The organism is Streptomyces sp. NPDC043908 (genome assembly GCF_056435525.1).
The window spans coordinates 101,175-124,136 of record NZ_JBWKEI010000008.1 but is presented as its reverse complement, the minus strand read 5'-3'; the positions used below and the strand labels follow the sequence as shown (position 1 = coordinate 124,136).

At 73.1% G+C, this 22,962-nt stretch carries 12 protein-coding genes, 1 tRNA gene and 1 pseudogene; 11 read left to right on the top strand and 3 right to left on the bottom strand.

Annotation, left to right across the window (positions count from 1 at the left end; genetic code table 11):
- The first annotated feature begins 8 nt into the window (after positions 1–8).
- The 4 genes from AC069K_RS19115 to AC069K_RS19100 all read left to right on the top strand — a co-directional run bounded on the left by AC069K_RS19115 (position 9) and on the right by AC069K_RS19100 (position 6,279).
- A complete protein-coding gene (locus AC069K_RS19115; protein WP_478617685.1) occupies positions 9–2,630 on the top strand; it encodes an alpha/beta fold hydrolase in 2,622 nt (873 codons plus the stop codon).
- Positions 2,627–3,511 carry an ABC transporter permease gene (locus AC069K_RS19110; protein ID WP_365101163.1) on the top strand — a complete coding sequence of 295 codons (885 nt, stop codon included), beginning with the start codon at positions 2,627–2,629 and terminating at the stop codon, positions 3,509–3,511. Before AC069K_RS19115 ends, AC069K_RS19110 begins: the two co-directional genes overlap by 4 nt.
- Positions 3,512–3,937: 426 nt before the next feature.
- Positions 3,938–5,656 (top strand): alpha/beta hydrolase, encoded by a 1,719-nt coding sequence (locus AC069K_RS19105; RefSeq protein WP_478617681.1) that lies wholly within the window; start codon positions 3,938–3,940, stop codon positions 5,654–5,656.
- Entirely contained in the window at positions 5,653–6,279 is a 627-nt protein-coding gene (locus AC069K_RS19100; RefSeq protein WP_478617679.1) for a hypothetical protein, read from the top strand. Before AC069K_RS19105 ends, AC069K_RS19100 begins: the two co-directional genes overlap by 4 nt.
- 815 nt (positions 6,280–7,094) lie before the next feature.
- On the opposite strand, the gene AC069K_RS19095 is transcribed toward AC069K_RS19100, so the two are convergent.
- Positions 7,095–7,167: transfer RNA gene (locus AC069K_RS19095), tRNA-Arg, on the bottom strand.
- 331 nt (positions 7,168–7,498) lie between these two features.
- Here AC069K_RS19095 and AC069K_RS19090 point away from each other — a divergent pair.
- The 7 genes and pseudogenes from AC069K_RS19090 (at position 7,499) to AC069K_RS19060 (ending at position 18,641) form a co-directional block, all read left to right on the top strand.
- Entirely contained in the window at positions 7,499–9,097 is a 1,599-nt protein-coding gene (locus AC069K_RS19090; protein ID WP_478618106.1) for a dynamin family protein, read from the top strand.
- A 1,838-nt stretch (positions 9,098–10,935) separates the two neighbouring features.
- Entirely contained in the window at positions 10,936–12,981 is a 2,046-nt protein-coding gene (locus AC069K_RS19085) for a YfjP family GTPase (protein ID WP_478618104.1), read from the top strand.
- Between the two features lie 350 nt (positions 12,982–13,331).
- Positions 13,332–13,718 (top strand): annotated as a pseudogene (locus AC069K_RS19080) (single-stranded DNA-binding protein); the annotation flags it as partial.
- Positions 13,719–14,216: 498 nt separating this feature from the next.
- A complete protein-coding gene (locus AC069K_RS19075) occupies positions 14,217–15,617 on the top strand; it encodes an LAETG motif-containing sortase-dependent surface protein (protein WP_478617676.1) in 1,401 nt (466 codons plus the stop codon).
- A 188-nt stretch (positions 15,618–15,805) separates the two neighbouring features.
- Positions 15,806–17,470, top strand: coding sequence for an energy-dependent translational throttle protein EttA (gene ettA, locus AC069K_RS19070; RefSeq protein WP_358832195.1), 1,665 nt, complete (start codon positions 15,806–15,808; stop codon positions 17,468–17,470).
- Positions 17,471–17,475: 5 nt separating this feature from the next.
- On the top strand, positions 17,476–17,964 hold the full coding sequence (locus AC069K_RS19065) for an acyl-CoA thioesterase (protein WP_358832196.1): 489 nt from the start codon (positions 17,476–17,478) through the stop codon (positions 17,962–17,964).
- The gene (locus tag AC069K_RS19060; protein WP_478617672.1) at positions 17,961–18,641 is read left to right on the top strand and encodes a DUF8010 domain-containing protein; all 681 of its coding nucleotides are present in this window, start codon (positions 17,961–17,963) and stop codon (positions 18,639–18,641) included. Before AC069K_RS19065 ends, AC069K_RS19060 begins: the two co-directional genes overlap by 4 nt.
- Before the next feature lie 580 nt (positions 18,642–19,221).
- Here the strand turns inward: AC069K_RS19060 and AC069K_RS19055 are convergent.
- Together AC069K_RS19055 and AC069K_RS19050 are read right to left on the bottom strand one after the other, a co-directional pair.
- The gene (locus tag AC069K_RS19055; RefSeq protein ID WP_478617670.1) at positions 19,222–20,235 is read right to left on the bottom strand and encodes an ABC transporter ATP-binding protein; all 1,014 of its coding nucleotides are present in this window, start codon (positions 20,233–20,235) and stop codon (positions 19,222–19,224) included.
- The gene (locus AC069K_RS19050; protein WP_478617668.1) at positions 20,232–22,961 is read right to left on the bottom strand and encodes an FtsX-like permease family protein; all 2,730 of its coding nucleotides are present in this window, start codon (positions 22,959–22,961) and stop codon (positions 20,232–20,234) included. Before AC069K_RS19050 ends, AC069K_RS19055 begins: the two co-directional genes overlap by 4 nt.
- Position 22,962 lies beyond the last annotated feature (1 nt).

Below are 22,962 nucleotides of genomic sequence, written 5' to 3'. Positions count from 1 at the left end.
GTGGAGGCATGAGACTGCGCAGACCTCGTGGGAGGGCGGCGGCCGGGGCGGCCGCCGCCCTCGTGGTGCTCGCCGGTGCCGGCGTGTGGACGGCCACCGGCGCCGGCGGCGCGCCCGCGGTGCACCAGGAGGACCGGATGATGGAGATGCCCGGGGCGAAGATCGACACGTCGTACTTCACGGCGGGGGACGCCAAGAAGAAGCGCCCCGCCGTCCTCCTGGGCCACGGCTTCGGCGGCAGCAAGGACGACGTCCGCGCCCAGGCGCGCGACCTCGCGCGCGAGGGTTACGCGGTGCTGACCTGGTCCGCGCGCGGCTTCGGCGCCTCCACCGGCGAAATCGGGCTCAACGACCCGGCGTTCGAGGTGAAGGACGTCTCCCGGCTCGTCGACTGGCTGGCGAAGCGCCCGGAGGTGCGGCTCGACGCGGCGGGCGACCCGCGCGTCGGCGTCACCGGCGCGTCCTACGGAGGCGCGATCTCGCTCCTGGCCGCCGGACACGACAAGCGGATCGACGCGATCGCCCCCCAGATCACGTACTGGAACCTGGCGGACGCCCTCTTCCCCGACGGCGTCTTCAAGAAGCTCTGGGCCGGGATCTTCTTCTCCACCGGCGGCGGCTGCAAGACCTTCGAGAAGCAGCTCTGCGAGATGTACGAGAGGGTCGCGGTCAGCGGCAGGCCGGACGCCCAGGCGCGCGACCTGCTGGCGGCCCGCTCCCCGTCCGCCGTGGGCGACCGCATCAAGGTGCCCGCGCTGATCGTCCAGGGCCAGAGCGACTCCCTCTTCCCGCTCGGCCAGGCCGACGCCATGGCCCGCCGGATCCGCGCCAACGGCGCCCCGGTCGCGGTCGACTGGATCACCGGCGGCCACGACGGCGGCGACCGCGAGTCCGGGCGGATCACCCCCCGGATCACCTCCTGGTTCGACCACTACCTCAAGGGCGACGAGGACGCCTCCACCGGCCCCGCCTTCCGGGTCACCAGGACCGGCGGCATCAGCTCCACCGACGGCGCCGCCCAGCTGCGCGGCGCCACCAGCGGCAGCTACCCGGGCCTGGCGGACGGCACGCGCGCGGTGCGGCTCACCGGCCGCGAGCAGACCTTCGAGAACCCGGCGGGCGCCGCCCCGCCCGCCATCTCGGCCGTGCCCGGCGTCGGCGGGGGACTGGCGGGCCTGTCCTCGCTCGGCGTGGGCGGCCTGTCCATCGACTTCCCCGGGCAGTACGCGCGCTTCGACTCCGAACCGCTCAGGCCCGGCCTGCGCGTCACCGGCTCGCCCACGGTCCGGCTCAAGGTCACCTCCAGCGCCGACGACGCGGTGCTCTTCGCGAAGGTGTACGACGTGAGCCCCGACGGCAAGCGGCAGGTGCTCCCCGCCCAACTGGTCACGCCCGTCCGGGTGGACGGCGCCAAGGAGGGCAAGGAGGTCGAGGTCACCCTGCCCGCCGTCGACCACAACGTGGAGGCGGGCCACCGGCTGCGCCTGGTGGTCGCCGCGACCGACCTCGGCTACGCCTCCCCGGCCGCGCCCGGCACGTACAAGGTGGCGCTGGTGGGCGGCTCGCTGAAGGTGCCGACGGCTCCCGGGGTGAAGACCGAGCCCGCCGGCGTGCCCTGGTGGGCCTGGGGGCTGCCGCTCGCGGGCGCGGTGATCGCGCTCGGCCTGCTGGCCACCCGCCGCGCCACGGCCCCCGCCCCCGACCCGGAGCTGGCCGAGGTCCCGCTCCAGATCACCGGCCTGACGAAGAAGTACGCCAAGTCGACCGACCGGTACGCGGTCCGCGACCTCTCCTTCCGCGTCGAGAAGGGCCAGGTGCTCGGCCTCCTCGGACCCAACGGCGCGGGCAAGACCACCACCCTGCGCATGCTGATGGGCCTCATCCGCCCCGACAGCGGCGAGATCCGCGTCTTCGGCCACGCCATCCGGCCCGGCGCGCCCGTGCTCTCCCGGGTCGGCGCCTTCGTCGAGGGCGCGGGCTTCCTGCCGCACCTGTCCGGCCGCGCCAACCTGGAGCTGTACTGGCAGGCCACCGGCCGCCCCGCCGAGGACTCCCACATGGAGGAGGCGCTGGAGATCGCGGGCCTGGGCGACGCGCTCCAGCGCGCCGTGCGGACGTACTCGCAGGGCATGCGCCAGCGCCTCGCCATCGCCCAGGCCATGCTCGGCCTGCCGGACCTGCTGATCCTCGACGAGCCGACCAACGGCCTCGATCCGCCGCAGATCCGCGAGATGCGGGACGTGATGATCCGCTACGCCCAGGGCGGCCGCACGGTCATCGTCTCCAGCCATCTGCTCTCCGAGGTCGAGCAGTCCTGTACGCATCTGGTGGTCATGGACCGGGGCCGGCTCGTCCAGGCGGGCCCGGTCGCCGAGATCACCGGCGGCAGCGACACGCTGCTGGTCACCGTCGACGGCCCGGTCACCGAGGTGCTGGCCGACAAGGTGGCCGCGCTGCCCGGCGTCGGGGCGGCGACGCCCACCGACGAAGGCATGCTGGTGCGCCTGGAGGGTGCCTCGGCCACCGGTCTGATCGCCGAACTGGTCCGCCTCGACGTGCCGTTGACGGGCGTGGGCCCGCACCGCCGCCTGGAGGACGCCTTCCTGACCCTGATCGGAGGACCGGCATGAGCGCGCCCACGCACACCGGGGCCGGGGAGCCGGACCTGAGGGCCACCGCCCCGGGCTACCGCCCGCGCCGCACCCTGCCTCTGCGGGTGGAGGCGGCGCGCCAACTGCGCCGCAGGCGCACCCTGGTGATGGCCGGTATCCTCGCCGCGCTGCCGTTCATCCTGGTCACGGCGTTCGCCATCGGTGGCACGCCGTCCGGGCGGGACGGCCGGATCACCCTGATCGACACGGCGACGGCCTCCGGGGCGAACTTCGCGGCGACCGCCCTGTTCGTCTCGGCGGGCTTCCTGCTCGTGGTGCCCGTCGCGCTGTTCTGCGGGGACACGGTCGCCTCGGAGGCCGGCTGGTCGTCCCTGCGCTATCTGCTGGCCGCGCCCGTGCCCCGGGCCCGGCTGCTGTGGAGCAAGCTGGTGGTGGCGCTGGGCCTGAGCGCGGCGGCGATCGTACTGCTGCCGCTGGTGGCCCTGGCGGTGGGCACGGCGGCGTACGGCTGGGGCCCGCTGGAGATCCCCACCGGCGGCTCGCTCGGGGCCGGGGAGGCTTTGCCGCGCCTGGCCATCGCGGTGGCGTTCGTCTTCGTCTCCCAACTGGTCACGGCCGGGCTCGCGTTCTGGCTCTCCACCAAGACGGACGCGCCGCTGGGCGCGGTCGGCGGCGCGGTGGGCCTGACGATCGTGGGCAACGTCCTGGACGCGATCACGGCCCTGGGCGACTGGCGCAAGGCCCTCCCGGCCCACTGGCAGTTCGCCTGGGCGGACGCGCTCCAGCCCCACCTGGAGTGGAGCGGCATGGCCCAGGGCGCGGGCGTGTCGGTGGGGTACGCGCTGGTGCTGGTGGCGCTGGCGTTCCGGGGGTTCGAGAGGAAGGACATCGTGTCGTAGGGGCCGCGGCTGTCCGGGTGGCGCGGGTGGCGGGGGTGGGTGCAGGTGGCTGAGGGGGACGGCCCGGCCGGGGAGGGAATCCAGGGAGCTGGTCGCCCAGGTGCGGGCGAGCCGCAACGGGGATGTTTGACGACCGGCCGCCACGATGGGGCGCGTGTGAGTACGCGTACTCATGGCCGAGGTCGAGCCGCCCGGTAGCCTGCCGCGAGAAAGATCAGCGAGTGAGGGGACGGCGGTATGTCCACGCCGATCGGCGGCGGTACGCGGGGGTTCCGGACCGGACCGGGTGACGTCCGGCGGGCGGGAGAAGCTGCGCGCAACGTGGCTCGAGACATGGACTCCTGTGCGCCGGGCGTCGCCGCCCCCTCCGGCCCGTACGCTGCGGGGGTACCCCTTCCGTTCGGCGTGAACGGGGGGCGCTGACGCATGCGGGTCGCGCAACTTCGTGACGCCAAGCCGCTGCTGCTCACGGATGCCGGAGACGCCTGGGACAAGCTGGCAGAGGCGTTCGGCACGCATGCCGGTGACTGTGGCAAGTACCTGCACCGGCCCCTGGGGCAGGGGGACTGGGGCGGGCTCGCCGCCGAGTCCGCCGCGGACAGGCTCGCCCGGATGCAGCGCGACCTCAATGTGGCCAAGCAGGAACTCGATGGGGTCGGCACTGTGCTCCGGGCCTGTGGTGAGGAACTCGCCGCCGAGCAGGGCCGGCTCAAGGCCGCCGTCGCCGAGGCCACGGAGGCGGGGTACAAGGTCGCCGACGACGGCACGGTCACCGCGCCCACCGTCGACACCGCCCACATGACGCCGGGTGACGTCGCGATGATGCACCGGGACCAGGCCACCCGTGCACAGGACTACGCGGACCGGATCGGGGCGGCCCTGCACGCGGCGCACGCCGCCGACAAGCGGTACGCGGCGGCCGTCAAGCTCTTCACGGACGCGGCCGGCCGGTGCGCCAAGGGCGACTGGCGCACCGGCTTCCTGGAGCTGGCGACGGCGAACAGCCTCAACCGCGACCTGCTGTCCGAGCTCGGCATGCCCGGCGAGAAGGGATCGCCCGGCGAGGTCCGGACATGGTGGGCGGGACTCTCCCCGAGCCTCCAGGCCGAGTTGATCCAGGACTACGCGCAGCAGATCGGCAACCGCGACGGCATCCCGGCCGCCGACCGCGACCGGGCCAACCGGGTGTATTTGCCCATGCTGCTCAACAGTCTTGAGGCGGACTACGCGGCGGCCGACGGGGACGAGGCGAAGGCGCTCAAGGACAAGATCGACGGGGTGAAGGGCATCCAGCAGCAGCTGGCCACGGACCGCCACCCCCGGCCCTATCTGCTCGGCATCGGCGCGGAGGGACACGGCCGGGCCATCGTGTCGTTCGGGGATCCGGACACGTCCAAGAACGTCTCCGCGTATGTGCCGGGCCTGAACACCAAGCTGAGCGGACACTTCGCGTCGCAGGACGTCGACCGGGCCTGGAACGTCGCCAACGTCGCGCACCGGAACTACCCCGACACCACCACGGCGTCCATCGTCTGGCTCGGCTACGACGCACCCCAGCTCGACGGCTTCACGTGGTCGGCCACCGACGTCATGAGGGACGACGACGCCAAGGCGGGTGCCCCGGCGTACGACCGTTTCCTGAGCGGCATCCGGGCCACCCACGAGTCAGGTTCCCCGCATGTGACGGCCATCGGGCATTCCTACGGCTCCTTGACTGTGGGCCAGGCCACCCAGCGGCCCGGTGGCATCCCGGCCGACGACGTGGTGCTCGTCGGCAGCCCGGGAACCGGCGTCGACAAGGCCTCCGACCTCGGCGTGGGCGCCGACCACGTCTATGTCGGAGCCGCCGAGAACGACCAGGTGACCAACCTGCCCACGGGCAACCTGCTGGAGTACCTCGCGCCCGGGAGCGAGTACGGTCCCAAGAAGAACTGGTTCGGGACCGACCCCGCCGACGACCACTTCGGCGGCCATCGCTTCAGCGTGGCCCCCGGCAAGGACACCGGTCTGGCGGGGCTCGTCACCGGGGACCTTCCGGCCCATTCGCTCTACTTCGACCCTCGTGAGGGTGGAGATTCCCTGGAGAACATCGTGAAGGTGGTCGCCGGTCACGGCAACAAGATCACAAAGGCGGCGCCGCGATGACGCGTCGACGCGGGGCAGTGCGGATGCTGACCGGGATGCTCCTGGTGGCATTGCTTGCCGGCTGCGGGGCCGTTGGCGGGCAGAGCGGCACGAAGGACCAGGGGAAGAAGGAAGAGAAGGTACCGACGATGGACATGCAACGGGCCGGTGAGCGCGCGGAGGCGATCCTCGACGGCACGCTGGCGGCCATTCAGCCGCCCGTGAAGTGGTCCTACGGCTATCCCATGCGGGAGGCCTGCAGCAACGGCCTCAACGAGCCGACCGGCACTACGACCATCAACCGCACCCGTCATGTCCTCACCGTGATCTCAGCGCAACGGCGCGGGAACCTGCTGGGCGTCGTACAGCGCTACTGGGAACGGCAGGGCTTCACCGTCGAAAGCGTCAACCCCGACAAGGACATGCCCTCCATCCGGGCCAAGAGCCCCGACGGGTTCGGAGTCGACCTGGGCGTCGGCAGCATCGGCAACGTCCACATCAGCGCGGGCTTCGGCTGCGCCAAGGACTCGGCGATGACATACCCGCCGGGAACACCGGGGCAGCCGGGCGGACCGAAGGAAGAGGAACTCAGGCCACGGGAGCACTCGGATTTCTGGTCCTCCACCGAGCCGCTCCAGCAGTAGGCGTTCGTCTGTGGCCCCGGCTCTTCATTTGCGGTACTTCTGCGTGGCATAAACGGGGCAGCTGCATAAAGAAGCATGTGCGCCATGAGGTATTCGGTACTTGCTTCGAGGACGCGTGAACCCATCGGCTCAAAGTCAGCCACACCCCCCCCTGACGTGCAAGTAAATGCATCCCATTTCTGCGACAATTGCGGCCTTGTTTCTCGCTTGCCGGATGCGCTTGATGTCTGTTAGTTCCAGGCGGCGTACCGCCTCCTCCGGGCTTGGGGGTGGGCGCAGTTGGCTCGGTTGGGCGGCGTCTTGCCTCGACAGGTCAAACGTTGTGAGAGTCTCTTCTGCCCTTGCTCGGTGGGCGTCTTTCTCCTGTCCACTCATGAGCGCAGCGGCTTTATCCGCCTTTCGTTTTTGGCGTCCAGAATGATCGGCCAATCGCGCGATGATCTCGGCAGCAGGAAGTGTGCCGAGAACTGCCTCGTATGCCGAGCGCCCTCGTCGACCGGCCATCGCCATGGGCTGAGCCGACTCGTGACTTGTCCCCGTGAAGGGTGGATCTTGAGCCGTGTCCGCGCCCGATATGTTGCCGCCGATCGGGGGCAGTGCGCCGATGGATGAGGTGGTATCTGCTGGACTGGGGCCGGTTGCGGGCACGCGGCCACTTGAGAACCCGGGGACGGTGGTGCGGCCGACGCCGGGACGCCTCGGGCCGGCTGCTGGCGACGGGGGCTTACGCGGTCTCTACGGGCACCTCGCTACGGTGCTGCCGAGCAGCAAAAAGGCCCTCCCAGGGGGAGGGCCGGATACCGCATGGGCGGAAGCGCCCCCGGCAGGACTCGAACCTGCGGCCAAGCGCTTAGAAGGCGCCTGCTCTATCCACTGAGCTACGGGGGCCGGATGGCCTGGAGCCCCCGGGCGGGCAAGGCTGTGATCCGGAGTTCGGCTCCGGGCCGTGACCTTGCCGGGGACAAGGATAGGGCTCCTCTCACCTCGCCCCGGTTGCTTCACCTGCGTGGCACGATGTGGAGGTTCGGTGAAGCGAACCGATAATCGCAGGCGAGCGCGGAACATGCAGCGCTTTTGACGCTCGCGGGGCCGGGTGTTGTGCACTCGTTATGCCTGCGTCCCACTCCTCCCGTCTGTCCCATGTGTCCGATCGGCGCGCGAAGGCCTCCATACGCTTCAAAAAGCCGCCAAAATTGGGCATTCTTCGCATGTGGTGACCTTGGACGTACGGCCTCAGCTGATTGACGCACTCTCCGCCCTGCGCGACAGGGTCGCGGCCGTGCGTCTTCCGCTGCCCCTCCCGGGGGCGGCGCGCGCACGGCAGACCCGGGGCGAACTCCTCGCACAGCTCGACGACTATCTGCTGCCCCGGCTCAGAGATCCCGAGGCGCCGCTGCTCGCCGTCGTCGGCGGGTCCACCGGCGCCGGAAAGTCCACCCTCGTCAACTCCCTTGTGGGGCGACGGGTCAGTGAGGCCGGTGTGCTGCGGCCCACGACCCGCACCCCCGTACTCGTCTGCCACCCCGACGACCACCACTGGTTCACCGAGATCCGCGTCCTGCCCCAGCTCACCCGCGTCTGGCTGCCCCAGCAGAACGACGAGGCGGACATCGACGAGGGCATCGGGGGCAACGACGCGGAGAACTCGCTGCGCGTCGAGACCTCGCGGAACCTGCCCGTCGGGCTCGCCCTGCTCGACGCGCCCGACATCGACTCACTGATCGTCAGCAACCGTCTGCTCGCGGCCCGGCTGATCTGCGCCGCCGACATCTGGGTGATGGTCACGACCGCCTCGCGGTACGCGGACGCCGTCCCCTGGCACCTGCTGCGGACCGCCAAGGAGTACGACGCCATGCTGATCACCGTCCTCGACCGGGTGCCGCACCAGGTCATCGGCGAGGTGTCCCGGCAGTACGCGGCGCTCCTGACCAAGGCCGGGCTCGGTGACGTGCCCCGCTTCACCATCCCCGAGCTGCCCGAATCGGCCGGGGGCGGGAGTGGATTGCTGCCCGCCACGGCGGTGGCCGCGCTCGGCCAGTGGCTCGCCCACCGGGCCCAGGACCCGGCCGCCCGCCAGCAGGCCGTCTTCCGTACCGCCGTCGGGGTCATCGACTCGCTCAACGCCCGTATGCCCGAGCTCGCCTCCGCCGTCGCCGCCCAGTACGCCGCCGCCGTACGGATGACGAGCGCGGTGGAGGAGGCGTACGAGCGGGAAGGGGCGCGCGTGCGGCGCAGGCTCCAGGCGGGGGGCGTGCTCGCCGGGGACGCGCTGACCCGCTGGCGGGCGTACCCCCGGGACGCCAGCTCCGTCGAGCTCCTCGACGCCCTCTGCGAGAGCCTCACCGAACTCCTCACCTGCGCGGCAGCCGCCGCCGACGAACGGGTGCGCGAGGCATGGGGCCGTGAACCGGCTGCCGCCGAGCTGGTCCGGCGCGTACGGGACCGGGAGGCCGGGGACCGCATCGGGCTCGTCCTGCGGCGCTGGCGGCGGGTCCTGGAGGAGCTGGCCGAGGAGGAGGTACGGGAGATGGACCGGGCCGTCGCCCCCTCCGCCGAGGCCGTGGCGGCCCTGCTGGCGGCCTCGCTCCTCGGTGGACGCCGCGCCCGCAGGGCCGGGGAACGGCTGGCCGAACGCATCGGCGCCAAGCGCGCGCTGCGCCTGCGCGACCAGGGCGGAAAGCTCGTCACCTCGTACATCGACCGCGTCCTGCACGCCGAACGCGACCGCCGGCTCGCCCCGCTGGACGCGCTCCGGGTGACCCCGGAGCCCCAGGCCGGGCTGATCGCCGCGCTGTCCCTACTGCAGAAGGAGAGGTGAGCGGGGTGACCGCTCTGACGGACCGGCCGGGGGCCGACCAGCCCGAGTCCGGGGGGCCGGAACCGGACGCGGGGGAGTCGCGGGCCGGGGCCGACGCCAAGGCCGGGTCTTCTCCGGACTCTGCGGACTCTGCGGCCTCTGTGACCTCTGACTCTGCGGAATCTGAGGCCGCGGAGAAAGTCGCAGCGGAGGGGGAGGGGGCGTCCGGCGAAGGACCCGGCGACGGGCCCGCCCCGGTGGCGCCGGTCGCGTCCGTGACGGTCGAGGTCCGCATCCCCGGGAGGTCGCCGAGCGGCGGGCTGGAGACCGTCCGGCCCACCTCCGGGTGGCTCGGCTTCGACCGCCCGTGGGCCGAACGACCGCCTTCCCGCAGGTCGGAGCCGGGTGAGAGCGCGGCGGGGGCCAAGGGGTCTCCCGCTGGGGAGTCGGGGAAGGAAGTTCGCGCCGAGGAAGCCGACACGCCCGACGCCGACACAACCGGAGGAACTCCGTCCGGCGGCGGTACGCCCCCGTCTGCCGCGCCGACGTCGAAGCGGGGCGCTCCTGCTCCTGGGCCCGACCAGCCCAAGCCGGTCGGGCCGGAGCCCGAGAAGTCCAGGCCGGTCGGGCGGGAGTCGGAGAAGTCCAGGGCGGTCGCGGCCGGGGCTGACGAGTCCGGGCGTGTCGCGCCGGAGGCCCGCAAGTCCGGGCGCGTCACGCCCGAGCAGGAGAAGTCCAGGCCGGGAGTGGCGAAGTCGGAGGCTTCCAGGCTGGTCGCGACCAAGGGCGATGCGCCCATGGCGGACGCCACCAAGCCCGACAAGTCCGTGCCGGTCACGCCCGAGCAGGACGAACCCAAGACGGTGACGCCGCAACGCGAGGGTTCGAAGCCGCTCGGGGCCAAGCCCGACACACCCAAGGCCGACCCCGTCCAGCCTGGCAGGTCCGTACCGGTCGCACCGCCCGAGCAGGGCAGGTCCAAGGCGGCCGAGACCCAATCGGAGGCGTCCAGGAAGGTCGGGGCCGAGCCCGAGAAGTCCGGGCCGGTCACGTCCGAACAGGGCGACCCCGTGCCGGACGCGCAGCAACCCGGCACGTCCGAGCCGGCCGCCGCCCGTCCCGGCGCGCCCGAGCCGGCCGCCGCCCGTCCCTGCGCGCCCGGGCCAATCGCGTCCGAGCAGGCCAAGCCCAAGCCGGACGCGCAACAACCCCGCACGTCCGAGCCGGTCACGCCCGAACAGGGCAACCCCAAGCCGGACGCGCCCCAACCCGACGCGTCCAAGCCGGTCGCACCCAAGCAGGGCAGCCCCGAGCCGGACGCGCCCCAACCCGACGCGTCCAAGCCGGTCGCACCCGAGCAGGGCGACCCCGAGCTGGATGCGCAGCAACCCGGCACGTCCGAGCCGACCGCCGCCCGTCCCGGCACGTCCGAGCCGACCGCCGCCCGTCCCGGCACGTCCGAGCCGACCGCCGCCCGTCCCGGCGCGTCCGAGCCGGCCGCCGCCCGTCCCGGCGCGTCCGAGCCGGCCGCCGCCCGTCCCGGCGCGTCCGGGCCAGTCGCGTCCGAGCAGGCCAATCCCAAGCCGGCCGCGGCCGGACCCGATGCGTCCAAGCCGGTCGCACCTCAACCCGGCGCCTCCAAGCCCAGCACCGCCAAATCCGACAAGCCCACCCCCGCCTCCCCCAAGCCAGCCACCCCCAAGCCGATCGTTCCCTTGCCGGAGAAGCCCAGGCCAGGGGTGTCCAGGCCGCTCGCCTCGACGCCGATCGTGTCCCGGCCCGTCACGTTCAAGTCCGTCACCTTCAAGCCCGCCACCCCCAGATCCGACACGCCCGGGCCCAAAACGACAGAAGTCGATATGTCGACCGCCAGCAGCACCGCCAGTAGCACCGCCAGTACGCAACCCGCCGAGGCTCCCAGGAACCCCCGCCCCGCCCGGGACATCCCCAGCAGCGCCCGTACCAAGACACCCCCGCGTCCCGCGACACCCCCGAAGACCTCGTCGCAGGCCCCCACTCGAAAGGCACCCGCGCCCACACTCGCGCCCGCGCCCGCCCCGCCCCGGACGAGCCGCCTCCCGTACCGCCGCGCCCGGGCCAACTCGGCGCAAGCCGCGCAAGCCGCACAAGCCGCAGAACCCGCACAGGCCTCGCAGGCCGTCCTCGCCGCGCAGTCGGAGTCCGAGCTCGGCTGGGACGACGGGCTGATCGCTCGACGGGTCAACGAAGCGGCCGAGGACGAGGTTCCCGTGGAGGAGCCCGAGCCGGTCGAGGCGTACGTACCCATCGGCGGGCCCTACGGAGCCGAACTGCGCGGGCGGCTGGAGGCGCTGCGGGAGCTCGTGGGGCTGTCGCGGACGCGGCTCGACGGGAAGACGCTCGCCGAGGCGGGCCGCGTGCTCGACGAGGCCGCCGCACGGCAGCGGCTGTCCGCGCGGCACACGGTCGTCGCCATCGCCGGGGCCACCGGCAGCGGCAAGTCGACCCTGTTCAACGCCCTCGCCGGTACGCACATCTCGGAGACCGGGCTCCGCCGCCCCACCACCGCCGCCCCCATCGCGTGCAGTTGGACCGACGGCGCCGCGGGCCTGCTGGACCGGCTCGGGCTGCCGGGCAGGCTGCGCCGCAGGCCCCTGCCCACCGACCCGCACGCCGAGGCCCTCCAGGGGCTGGTCCTCGTCGACCTGCCCGACCTCGACTCGGCGCTCGTCGAACACCGCCGCCAGGCCGACCGGGTCCTGGCGCTCGTCGACGCGGTCGTCTGGGTCGTCGACCCGGAGAAGTACGCGGACGCCGTGCTCCACGAGCGGTACCTGCGGCCGCTGGCCGGGCACGCCGAGGTCACCTTCGTTGTACTGAACCAGGTCGACCGGCTCCCCGGCGACGCCGCCGACCAGGTGCTCGACGATCTGCGCCGGCTCCTCGACGAGGACGGCATGGCGCTCGGTGAGCACGGCGAACCCGGCGCCACCGTCGTCTCCCTCTCCGCCCTCACCGGCCAGGGGGTCGGCGAACTGCGCGACCTGCTCAGCCGGTTCGTGCAGGAACGCGGCGCTCCGGAACGCCGCGTCTCGGCCGACCTGGACGCCGCCGCCGCCGAACTGCGGCCGGTCTACGTCGCGGACGGCCGTACGGGGCTCGACGAGCGGGCCCGCGAGGCCTTCACCGACCGGCTCGCGGCGGCCGTGGGCGCCGCCGCCGCGGGGGAGGCCGCCGAACGGGAGTGGCGGCGCAACGCCGGCCGCGCCTGCGGCACCCCCTGGCTGCGGCTCTGGCGCTGGTACGAGGGGTTGCGCGTCCCGGGCCGGGAGTCGCCGCAGCCCGCTCCTCCTCCGGAGGAGGAGGTGACGGCCCGCCAGCGGGTCGAACAGGCGGTACGCCTGGTCGCGGAGGAGGCGGCCACCGGACTGCCCGCCCCCTGGGCGCAGGCGGTACGGGAGGCGGCGGTGCGCGGCGCCGAGGGGCTGCCGGAGGCCCTGGACGAACTCGCTGTACGGGCCGAGCTGGAACGGGGCACCTCGCCCCGCCCCGCGTGGTGGCCCGCGGCGGTCGTGGTGCAGGCGGCCATGACGCTGGTGCAGATCGTGGGCGGTGTGTGGCTCGCCGGGCAGATCGTGGGGGTGTTCCCGCCCGGGCTGCTGGTGCCGGCGCTGGTGATGCTGGCCGGGATCGTCGGGGGTCCGCTGGTCGAGTGGGCCTGCGGGGTCGCGGCGCGCGGACCCGGCCGGCGGTACGGGCAGGAGGCCGAGCGGCGGTTGCGGGAAGCGGCGGCGGGGTGCGGCCGGGCGCAGGTCCTGGACCCGGTCGCGGCGGAGCTGATGCGCTATCGCGAGGTGCGCGAGCAGTACGTGGCGGTGCGCGGGGGGACCGCGGCGGGGTCGGGGGTGCGGGTCGGGGTGTCGTGACGGGGTTTAGTGACGGGGTGTAGTGACGGGGGCGGGCTCGCGGCTCGCCGAGCACCGGCACGGACGCCCCGACACCACCCCGCCGCCCCGCCGCCCCGCCGCCCTCCACCCTGCGCCCTCCCCCCCACCGACCCGCCTCCGCCCGACCCCGACAACCCCCGTTCGGGTGACGAGGTTTTCCACAATCGCCGGGTGGTCCACAGGCCCCGGCGCAAGGTCCTCCGTCCGGTCCAGCATGGTCATCGACAGCGCAAGGGTTCGATCGGCCAGCTGGGCCGGACGGAGCCGCGACGGGGACGCCGATGGGCGCGACGGGCGCGCACGGCACGCAGGACGGGGGAGTGGTGGGGATGAACGACACGCTGGTGACGTTGGTGGGGAACGCCGCGACGCGGGTGGAGTTCCGGGAGACGGCGACCGGCGGGGTGGCCCGGTTCCGGCTCGCGGTGACCCCGCGCCGGTTCGACCGGCAGAAGAACGCCTGGGTGGACGGCCACTCCAGTTTCTACACGGTCTGGGCCTGGCGGACGCTGGGCCTGAACCTGGCGAGTTCGGTCGCCGTGGGCGAACCGCTCGTGGTGCACGGCAGGTTGCGGGTGCGTGACGAGGACTTGGACGGCCAGCGCCGGTTCTCGGCGGATGTCGAGGCAATCGCGGTGGGCCACGATCTGACGCGGGGGACGTCCGCGTTCCGGCGCGTGGTGAAAGCGGACCCCACGCTCACCGGGCCGCCCAAGGACCCTGCGGGAGAAGCCGGTTCGGGGGCTCCGAGCGCATGGAAACCGGACCCGCAACCGGTTTCCACGGCCTCTCCGCCCTGGGCGGGAACGGGCGGTGCGGAAGTGGTCGCTGGGGGTGACGAGGCGGTTGGGGGGCACGCCGGGCAAGGTGGGGAAAGCGCAGGTGGGGGGCGTGTTGAGGCCTCCGTGAGGGCTGTCGAGGAAGCCGTCGCGGCGCCCTGAAAGTCCGTTTCCGCACTGGAGATTTGTCGATAACCCCAGGTGGGGACGGGTAACGGCGATAACGATTCCGATTCGGAATGGTTATCTGATCGCATGACAGGGGATCAGGCGGCCCGATCTCCATAGGATTTCCGTTACTCACGGGGCACTTGAGTCAGCAGGCGAGGCACTTCCCCCACGCGCACGTACGCGAAAGCTCCTCGCCCGAAGGGGAATTCTGTGTTTTCAGTCGTTCACGGGCTTTCTGTACCCAAGTCTGTACGCAAGCGCGGCGTGGCACGCCTCGCTGCCGCCGTCGCGGTCTCGGGTCTGGTCGCCGGCGGCGCCATGGCCGGGGCGGGCACGGCGGTCGCCGACACGCCCGGTCAGCAGCACCAGGGCGGCGCGGTCGCCACCATCAAGGGCCTGGACCCGGACGCCTCCGGCAAGGCCGTCATCCACCAGCAGGGCGGCGACCGCCCGGTCTCGGCCGGCCTCTTCCAGATGGTCGTCGACGGCGGCGGCACCCTGCGTACGTACTGCATCGACATCCACAACCCGACGCAGCCCGCCGCGAAGTACCAGGAGACCCCCTGGAGCGGCACGTCGCTCAGCGGCAACCCGGACGCGGGCAAGATCCGCTGGATCCTCGAGCACTCGTACCCGCAGGTGAACGACCTGACGGCGCTCGCCAAGTCGGCCGGCCTCAAGGGCCAGCTGACCAATGGCACGGCCGCCGCGGCCACCCAGGTCGCCATCTGGCGCTACTCCGACCACGCCCAGGTCGACGCGGTGGACGCGCAGGCCAAGGACCTCGCGGACTGGCTGACCAAGTCCGCGAAGAACGTCGCCGAGCCCAAGGCGTCCCTGACCCTCGACAACGCGGCCGTCTCCGGCAAGGCGGGCTCCAAGCTCGGCCCGGTGACCGTCCACACCAACGCCGACAAGGTCACGGTGACCCCGTCCGAGGAGCTCAAGGCCGCGGGCGTCAAGGTCCTCGACAAGGGCGGCAAGGCCGCCGCGGTCGCCAAGAACGGCACCCAGCTCTACTTCGACGTGCCCGCGGGCGCCCAGCCGGGCTCCGGCTCGCTGACCGTCCAGGCCACCACCCAGGTGCCGGTCGGCCGCGCGTTCGCCAGTGAGTCCAAGAGCCAGACGCAGATCCTCGCCGGCTCCAGCGACTCCACGGTGACCGCCGTCGCCAAGGCGACCTGGGCCAAGCAGGGCGCCATTCCGGCCCTGACGGCCGCGAAGAACTGCGCCAAGGGCGGCGTGGACGTCACGGCGACCAACAAGGGCGACGAGGCGTTCACCTTCAAGCTCGCCGGCCTGTCGTACACGATCGAAGCCGGCAAGTCGAAGACCATCACGGTGCCGGTCGCCGAGGACCAGGCGTACGACTTCGTGATCACCGGGCCGAACGGCTTCAAGCAGGAGTTCAAGGGCGTCCTGGACTGCAAGACGGCCGGCACCCCCAGCACCACCAAGCCGTCGTCGCAGCCCAGCCCCGCCTCCGCGGGCGGCACCTCGTCGGGCTCCTCGTCCGGCGGCTCCACCACCGGTGGTGACCTCGCCGAGACGGGTTCCTCCAGCTCCACGCCGATGATCGCGGGCGTCGCTGTCGCCCTGGTCGCCATAGGCGGCGGCGCGGTGTTCTTCCTCCGCCGCAAGAAGGCCGGGACCGCCGGGCACTGACCCAGCGGCTCCGATCCACGAAACCGTGGACTCGGAGTGACCACCTCGTGACAGTGGCCCCGGTGAGCGCAGGCGCACCGGGGCCACTGGCGTCCCCCGGGAAGTACCCGTTTCCGCCAGGGGGTGGCGGTACGGCAAGATGGGGTGTATCTGCCCACAGCCCGATTCACACTGCCGGACGGTTTCTCTTGGCTGAGTACATCTACACCATGCGCAAGACGCGCAAGGCGCACGGCGACAAGGTGATCCTTGACGACGTCACGCTGAGCTTCCTGCCCGGCGCGAAGATCGGTGTGGTCGGTCCCAACGGTGCCGGTAAGTCCACCGTTCTCAAGATCATGGCGGGCCTCGAGCAGCCCTCCAACGGCGACGCGTTCCTGTCGCCGGGCTACAGCGTCGGCATCCTCATGCAGGAGCCGCAGCTGGACGAGTCGAAGACGGTCCTGGAGAACGTCCAGGACGGCGCCGCCGAGATCATGGGCAAGCTCAAGCGCTTCAACGAGGTCGCCGAGCTCATGGCGACCGACTACTCGGACGCGCTCCTCGAGGAGATGGGCAAGCTCCAGGAGGACCTCGACCACGCCAACGCCTGGGACCTCGACGCCCAGCTGGAGCAGGCCATGGACGCGCTGGGCTGCCCGCCCGGCGACTGGCCCGTGGTCAACCTCTCCGGTGGCGAGAAGCGCCGGGTGGCGCTCTGCAAGCTGCTGATCGAGGCGCCCGACCTGCTCCTCCTCGACGAGCCCACCAACCACCTCGACGCCGAGTCGGTGAACTGGCTGGAGCAGCACCTTTCGAAGTACGCGGGCGCCGTGGTCGCCGTCACCCACGACCGGTACTTCCTGAACAACGTCGCCGAGTGGATCCTGGAGCTCGACCGCGGCCGGGCGATCCCGTACGAGGGCAACTACTCCACGTACCTGGACAAGAAGGCGTCCCGCCTCAAGGTCGAGGGCCGCAAGGACGAGAAGCGCGCCAAGCGGCTCAAGGAAGAGCTGGAGTGGGTCCGCTCCAACGCCAAGGGCCGGCAGACCAAGTCCAAGGCGCGCCTCGCCCGTTACGAGGAGATGGCCGCCGAGGCCGACAAGATGCGGAAGCTGGACTTCGAGGAGATCCAGATCCCGCCGGGCCCGCGTCTGGGCTCGATCGTCGTCGAGGTCGAGAACCTCTCCAAGGCCTTCGGCGACAAGGTCCTCATCGACGACCTGTCCTTCACGCTGCCGCGCAACGGCATCGTGGGCGTCATCGGTCCGAACGGCGCGGGCAAGACCACGCTGTTCAAGATGATCCAGGGCCTGGAGACCCCCGACACGGGCTCCATCCGCGTCGGCGAGACCGTCAAGATCTCGTACGTCGACCAGAGCCGCGCCAACATCGACCCCAAGAAGACCCTCTGGGCGGTCGTGTCGGACGAGCTGGACTACATCAACGTCGGCCAGGTCGAGATGCCCTCGCGCGCGTACGTCAGCGCGTTCGGCTTCAAGGGCCCGGACCAGCAGAAGCCGGCCGGGGTGCTCTCCGGTGGTGAGCGCAACCGCCTCAACCTGGCCCTGACGCTCAAGGAGGGCGGCAACCTGCTGCTCCTCGACGAGCCCACCAACGACCTCGACGTCGAGACGCTCTCCTCGCTGGAGAACGCGCTCCTGGAGTTCCCGGGTGCCGCTGTCGTGATCTCCCACGACCGCTGGTTCCTGGACCGGGTCGCGACGCACATCCTGGCGTACGAGGGCGACTCGAAGTGGTACTGGTTCGAGGGCAACTTCGAGTCGTACGAGAAGAACAAGATCGAGCGGCTCGGGGCCGACGCGGCGCGTCCGCACCGCGCCACCTACAAGAAGCTCACCCGGGGCTGATCTTCTTGGCTCGCCACATCTACAGCTGCCCGCTCCGCTGGTCGGACATGGACGCCTTCGGGCACGTCAACAACGTGGTCTTCCTCCGCTATCTGGAGGAGGCCCGGATCGACTTCATGTTCCGGCTGGCGCCGGGGGACGGCTCGCCGTCGTTCTCGGGCGGGTCCGTCGTGGCCCGGCACGAGATCGACTACGTACGGCCGCTGGTGCACCGCCACGAGCCGGTGACCGTCGAGTCGTGGGTCACGAAGATCGGCGCGGCGTCGCTGACGATCGCGTACGAGATCAAGGACCCCGAGCAGGTGTATGTGCGGGCGTCCACGGTCGTGGTGCCGTACGACCTGGCGGCGGGGCGGCCCCGGCGGATCTCCGCGGAGGAGAAGGCGTTCCTCCAGGAGTACGTCGAGGGGCCGGCCGGTGCGGGCGGTGCTGCGCGCGGCGCCGCGGGCGGCGGCGCGGGGAAGCCCGCGGGGTCGGAGCGGGCCGCGGCATGACCGTGAAGCTGGGCTTCGCCGACGCCGGGGAGGTGGCGGATCTCGCCGCCTTCCTGGCCCGGCTGATCCACTACGACCGGTCGGCGGCCGTGCGGCTGCAGGCGGGGGCTGGGGCGCTGGCGGTGTTCGGGCGCCCGCCGGCGTTCGAGGTGCTGGCGATTCGTACGGTGCGGCTGGACGCGGTGGTGGAGCTCGATGTCACCGTGTCGGCGGGTGAGCTCCTGGAGGCCCTCGACGAGCCCGCGTCGGCGGTGGTGGTCCCGGCCGCCGTGACCGGGCCGCCGTGGGCCGGCGTGCTCCCGCCGCGCGGCGGCTGGCGCCGGCTGCCCGGGCTGCCCTCGCCCGAGGAGATGCGGGGCGCGGTCGCGGCCGCGGTGGCGGAGTTCCGGGCGCGGGACGAGGCGCTGCCGGAGGAGTCGCGTACGCGGGCCGAGCGGGAGCGGATGGGGCGGGAGATCTGGTCGCGGACGCTGGGGGAGACCGGGGTGCCGCTGCGGGTGGTGCACGCGGCGCAGTCCCTGGGGTTCCTGCGGGCCGGTGCGGTCTCGTCTCCGTCCGGGGGTGGGGCCGAGGTGGCTTTGCTGGGGGCGGGGCCGTGGTTGCGGCTTCGTACGGCGTATGGGTCTGTGGCGGTTCGGAGGGCGGGGGTCGGGGCCCTGCCGTTGTCCCCGCGCTGACCTTTCCCCGGGCTGGGCTCCGCCCCGGGCCCTGTCCTACGTTTCCCCGAGGGCTTCGCCCCCCGGGCCCCGTCGTCTTTTGTCTGCGGACCGTGCTGGGCCGCTCGCGCAGTTCCCCGCGCCCCTGATCGGGCCCGGACTTCCCCTGCGGGTTGGTGGTGGGCTGGTCGCGCAGTTCCCCGCGCCCCTTGTCCGGCCGGGACTTCGGCTGCGGGCCTGTGGAGGGCTGGTCGCGCAGTTCCCCGCGCCCCTTGTCCGGCCGGGACTTCGGCTGCGGGCCTGTGGAGGGCTGGTCGCGCAGTTCCCCGCGCCCCTCAAGGACTGGGGCTGAGCCGGCTGTTCCGCGTGCCGTCGGACCCCTTGGGGGCGCGGGGAACTGCGCGCTCAGCCCACGTCAGCCGGCAGCCGTACTCCGGGCCTTGAAGGGGCGCGGGGAACTGCGCGACCGCCCGCCACAGCCGGCAGCCGGACACCGGCCCCCTCAGGGGCGCCGGGAACTGCGCGCTCAGCCCGAGTCGGGCCGCAGACGCGCTCCGGGCCGCAACCCGCACCCCCGCACACGCGCCCCGCGCCGCACCCCCTACTCCCCACCCCCGTCCGGCCACACCTGGATGTGGTCCTGTTCCAGTTCCAGGAGTACTCGGCGTTCCATCGCCAGTGCTTCCGTGTATTCCGCGGGGAGTTGGAGGCGGCCCGCTCGGTCGAGCATCGCGTATTCGCGGGAGATCACGGACTCCTCGCCCGTCTGCTCGTTCAGGTGCGTGCGGCGCAGGACCTCCGTCGAGGTGCGGCCGTCGCGGATCGCCACCGTGCGGCGGACCTCCGTCGCGACCGTCTGGTCGTGGGTGACGATGACGATCGTCGTGCCCAGCTCCTCGTTGGCCGTGCGGAACGCCGCGAAGATCTGTTCCGCCGTGGCGGAGTCGAGTTCGCCCGTCGGCTCGTCCGCCAGCAGGACCGCCGGGTTGTTGGCGAGGGCGACGGCGATCGCCACCCGCTGCTGTTCGCCGCCGGACATCTGGTGGGGGCGGCGGTCGCGGCAGTGGGCCACGTCCAGGAGCGTGAGGAGGTCGTCCGCGCGCGTCGACCTGTTCTTCGCGCGGCGGCCGCGCAACTGGAGCGGGAGCGAGACGTTCTGGGCCGCCGTCAGATACGGCAGGAGGTTCCTCGCCGTCTGCTGCCAGACGAAGCCGACCACCTCCCTGCGGTAGTCCAGCCTCGCCTTCGCGTCCATCGACAGCAGGTCCCGGCCCGCCACCTTCGCCTGGCCCGCGGTGGGCACATCCAAGCCCGCCAGGATGTTCATCAGCGTGGACTTCCCGCTGCCGGACGCCCCCACCAGGGCCATCAGCTCGCCCTCGGCGACCAGCAGGTCCAGACCCTGCAACGCCTGCACCTCCACGCCGTCCGTGGTGAAGATCCGGACCAGGCGGTCGCAGGCGATCAGGGCGTCATGGCCGTACGCGGGGCGGTCGCGCCGCGCCGCCGCCCGCTCCTCCAGCTCCGACAGCGTGCGCACCCGCGACCCGGACCCCGCACCCGGCCCCGGCCCCGCACCCGGCCCGGACCCCGCGCTCGTCTCCGTCCCCGTCATCTCGCGTCTCCCGCCCTCAGCTCCGTGACCGAGCCACGCCGGCTCGTCCACCACGCCTGTGTCGCCGCCACTCCCGCCGCCAGCGCCACCACGCACACCGCCGGGACCAGGAGCGACAGCGGATCCGTGCGCAGCCCGCCCCCGGCCGCGGCCGCCGACGGCGACGCCGCCAGGGCCAGGCCGGTCAGGTCCACGCCCGGGGCCAGCAGCTCCGTCGCCGCCCAGCCGGTGAGCGCGCCGCCGAGCGCGGCCAGGGCCGCCTGCGGCAGCGCCTCCAGGATCAGCAGCCGGCGGCCCTGGCGGCGGGTGAGACCCATCGTCCGCAACCTCGCAAGCAGCGCCGACCGTTCCGGCGCGCCCCGCAGCAGCGAGAGCAGCAGCGCCAGCACCGCGTACCCGGCGCCCGCCGCCACCGCCGCCCCGTAGACGCCTTCCGCCCCCGACTGGAGCGGGGAGTCGACCAGCTTGTGCCGGGCCTCCGAGCGGAGCTGGACCGTGGGGGCGTCGGCGGCGCGGGAGGGCTCGACCGTGCGGCGCAGGGCCGCCGCGTCCAGGCCCGTCCCCGCCACCAGCAGCGTCGTCGGCTCCCGCGCGCCCAGTCCCGCCAGGTCCACCAGCAGGTAGTCGCCGCGCGGGACGGCCGGGGTGCGCTCGCGCACCGCGACCACCTCGACCTGGAGGCGGTAGCCCGCCACCCGTACCTCGCGCGGCCCCCGGCCCAGGTCGGCGGCCACCTTTGGTGAGGCGATCGCCGCCAGCGCCCCGCCGTGGCGGGTCTTGAGGTCGTCGGCCCGGATCGCGCCGAGGCCGGTGCCCGCGGTGAGACGGGCGTACGGGGACGGGTCCGCGCCGATGACCGCGGCCTTGTCGCCGGACGGCAGCTGCACGCCGTACTCGACGCGCGCCGCGGCCACCCGCGCCACCCCGCCGACCTTGGCGACCCGGTCGGCGAGGCCCGGCGGCAGCGGTCCCTGGCTGTCGATCCGCGCGTCCGCGCCCGTCGTGTACAGCGCCGCCCGGTCGCGCGCGTCCGCCACCCCGGCGAGCACCGAGCCGCCGAACGCGGCCGTGGTCAGCGCGGTGAGCAGGGCGAGCAGCGGGAGGACCCCGCCGCCGGGGGCGCGGCCGGCGCGGGCCAGCGAGAGGAAGCCGACCGTGCCGCGCAGCCGCGCGGCCGGGCGGGCCGCCCAGCGCAGGGGCAGCGGATACAGCCGGACGAGGAGCAGCGCCGCCATCACGCCGATCAGCACCGGCGCCGAGCTGACCAGCGTGTCGGAGCCCGCCGCCGTGCTGCGCCGGCGCAGGGCGTACACCGCGCCCGCCGCCAGGACCAGCAGCGTCAGTTCGGCCACCGTGCGGCGCCGGGAGGGGCGGGCGCGTACCAGGTCGTCGCGGTCGGCGGCGGTGCGGACCGTACGGTGGGCGGCCATCGCCCGTACCGGCAGGGCCAGACACGCCACCGCCGCCACCGCGGCCGCGGCGAGCAGCGCGGGGCCGAGCCGTCCGCCGCGTACGGTCAGGACCGCCAGGGCCAGGCCCAGGGCCGCCGACGGGAGCGCCACCACCGCCGTCTCGGCGGCCAGCCGGGCGCCGATGCCGGGCAGCGAGCCGCCCCGGGCGCGCAGCAGGGCGAGTTCGGTGGTGCGGCGGGCCGCCGCGAGGCCGCCCGCCATCAGCAGGACCACCGCGGCGACCGTTCCGGTGCCGAAGGTGGCGACGGCGACCACCGGGGTGATCGAGTCGCGTACGGAGGCGTACTGCGCGAGGACCGCGTCGAGTTCGGTGGCGACCGTGGTTCCGGGGCCGGCCGACTGGCGCAGCGCGGCGAGCGCCGGGCCACCCTCCAGGGAGGCCACCGAGGTGGCCAGGCCGGGGAGTTGGCGGGCGTTCATGGCGGCGGCGGCCGGGGCGATGTCCGTGTACAGCTCGGCGTTTCCGTCCGCGCCGAGGAGCACGGGCGCCGAGCCGTCGCCGAGCAGCAGACCCGCGTACCAGTAGTGCGGCGCGTCCGGCTCGGGGGACATGGGGGTGAACGCGGGGTCGCGCAGGACCGACGCGGTGGCCCAGTAGCTCGCCTCCGGCTTCAGCGGCCGCACGATCCCGGTGATCCGGATCGCCAGCGGTTCGCTCCCGGCGCCGGGCACGTGGACGACCGAACCGGGGGAGATGCGCAGCGCCTTGGCGGTCGTGACGGTCACCGCGGCCTCCGCCGTGACGGAGCCCGCCTTCGCCGTCGCGGTGGGCAGCCGTCCGGCGACCAGGCGGCCGTGGTCGGCCAGGGAGGACCGGGAGGCGATCAGCAGCCGCACCGGCAGGCTCTCGGGCCGGGGCAGCCACGGGTCCAGCCGGGGGTCCGTGACCACCTTCTGGGTGGTGCGCACCCCGTACGCCGTCTGGGCCTCGTCCGGCCGCAGCGGTGCCGGGACCGCCGCCATCCGCTCGCGGAAGCCGCGCTCCATGGCCCGCGGACCGAGCGCGGTGCCGGGGTCGGGGTGCTCGGGGTCGTTGGTGACGGGCAGCGCGCCGGCCAGCCGCAGCACCGTGTTCTCCGGGGCGGCCGACGCCACCGCGTGGCGCAGGCCCCGGTCCTCGTACCCGTCGACGCCGCGCGGCAGCGCGCCCGCGAGGAACGCGGTGAGCGCCACCAGCAGGGCGAGCGCGCCCGCGGCGCCCGGCGCGGTCCGCAGCCGGGTGCGCACCCAGGGGGCAACGGCCTTGGTACTCATG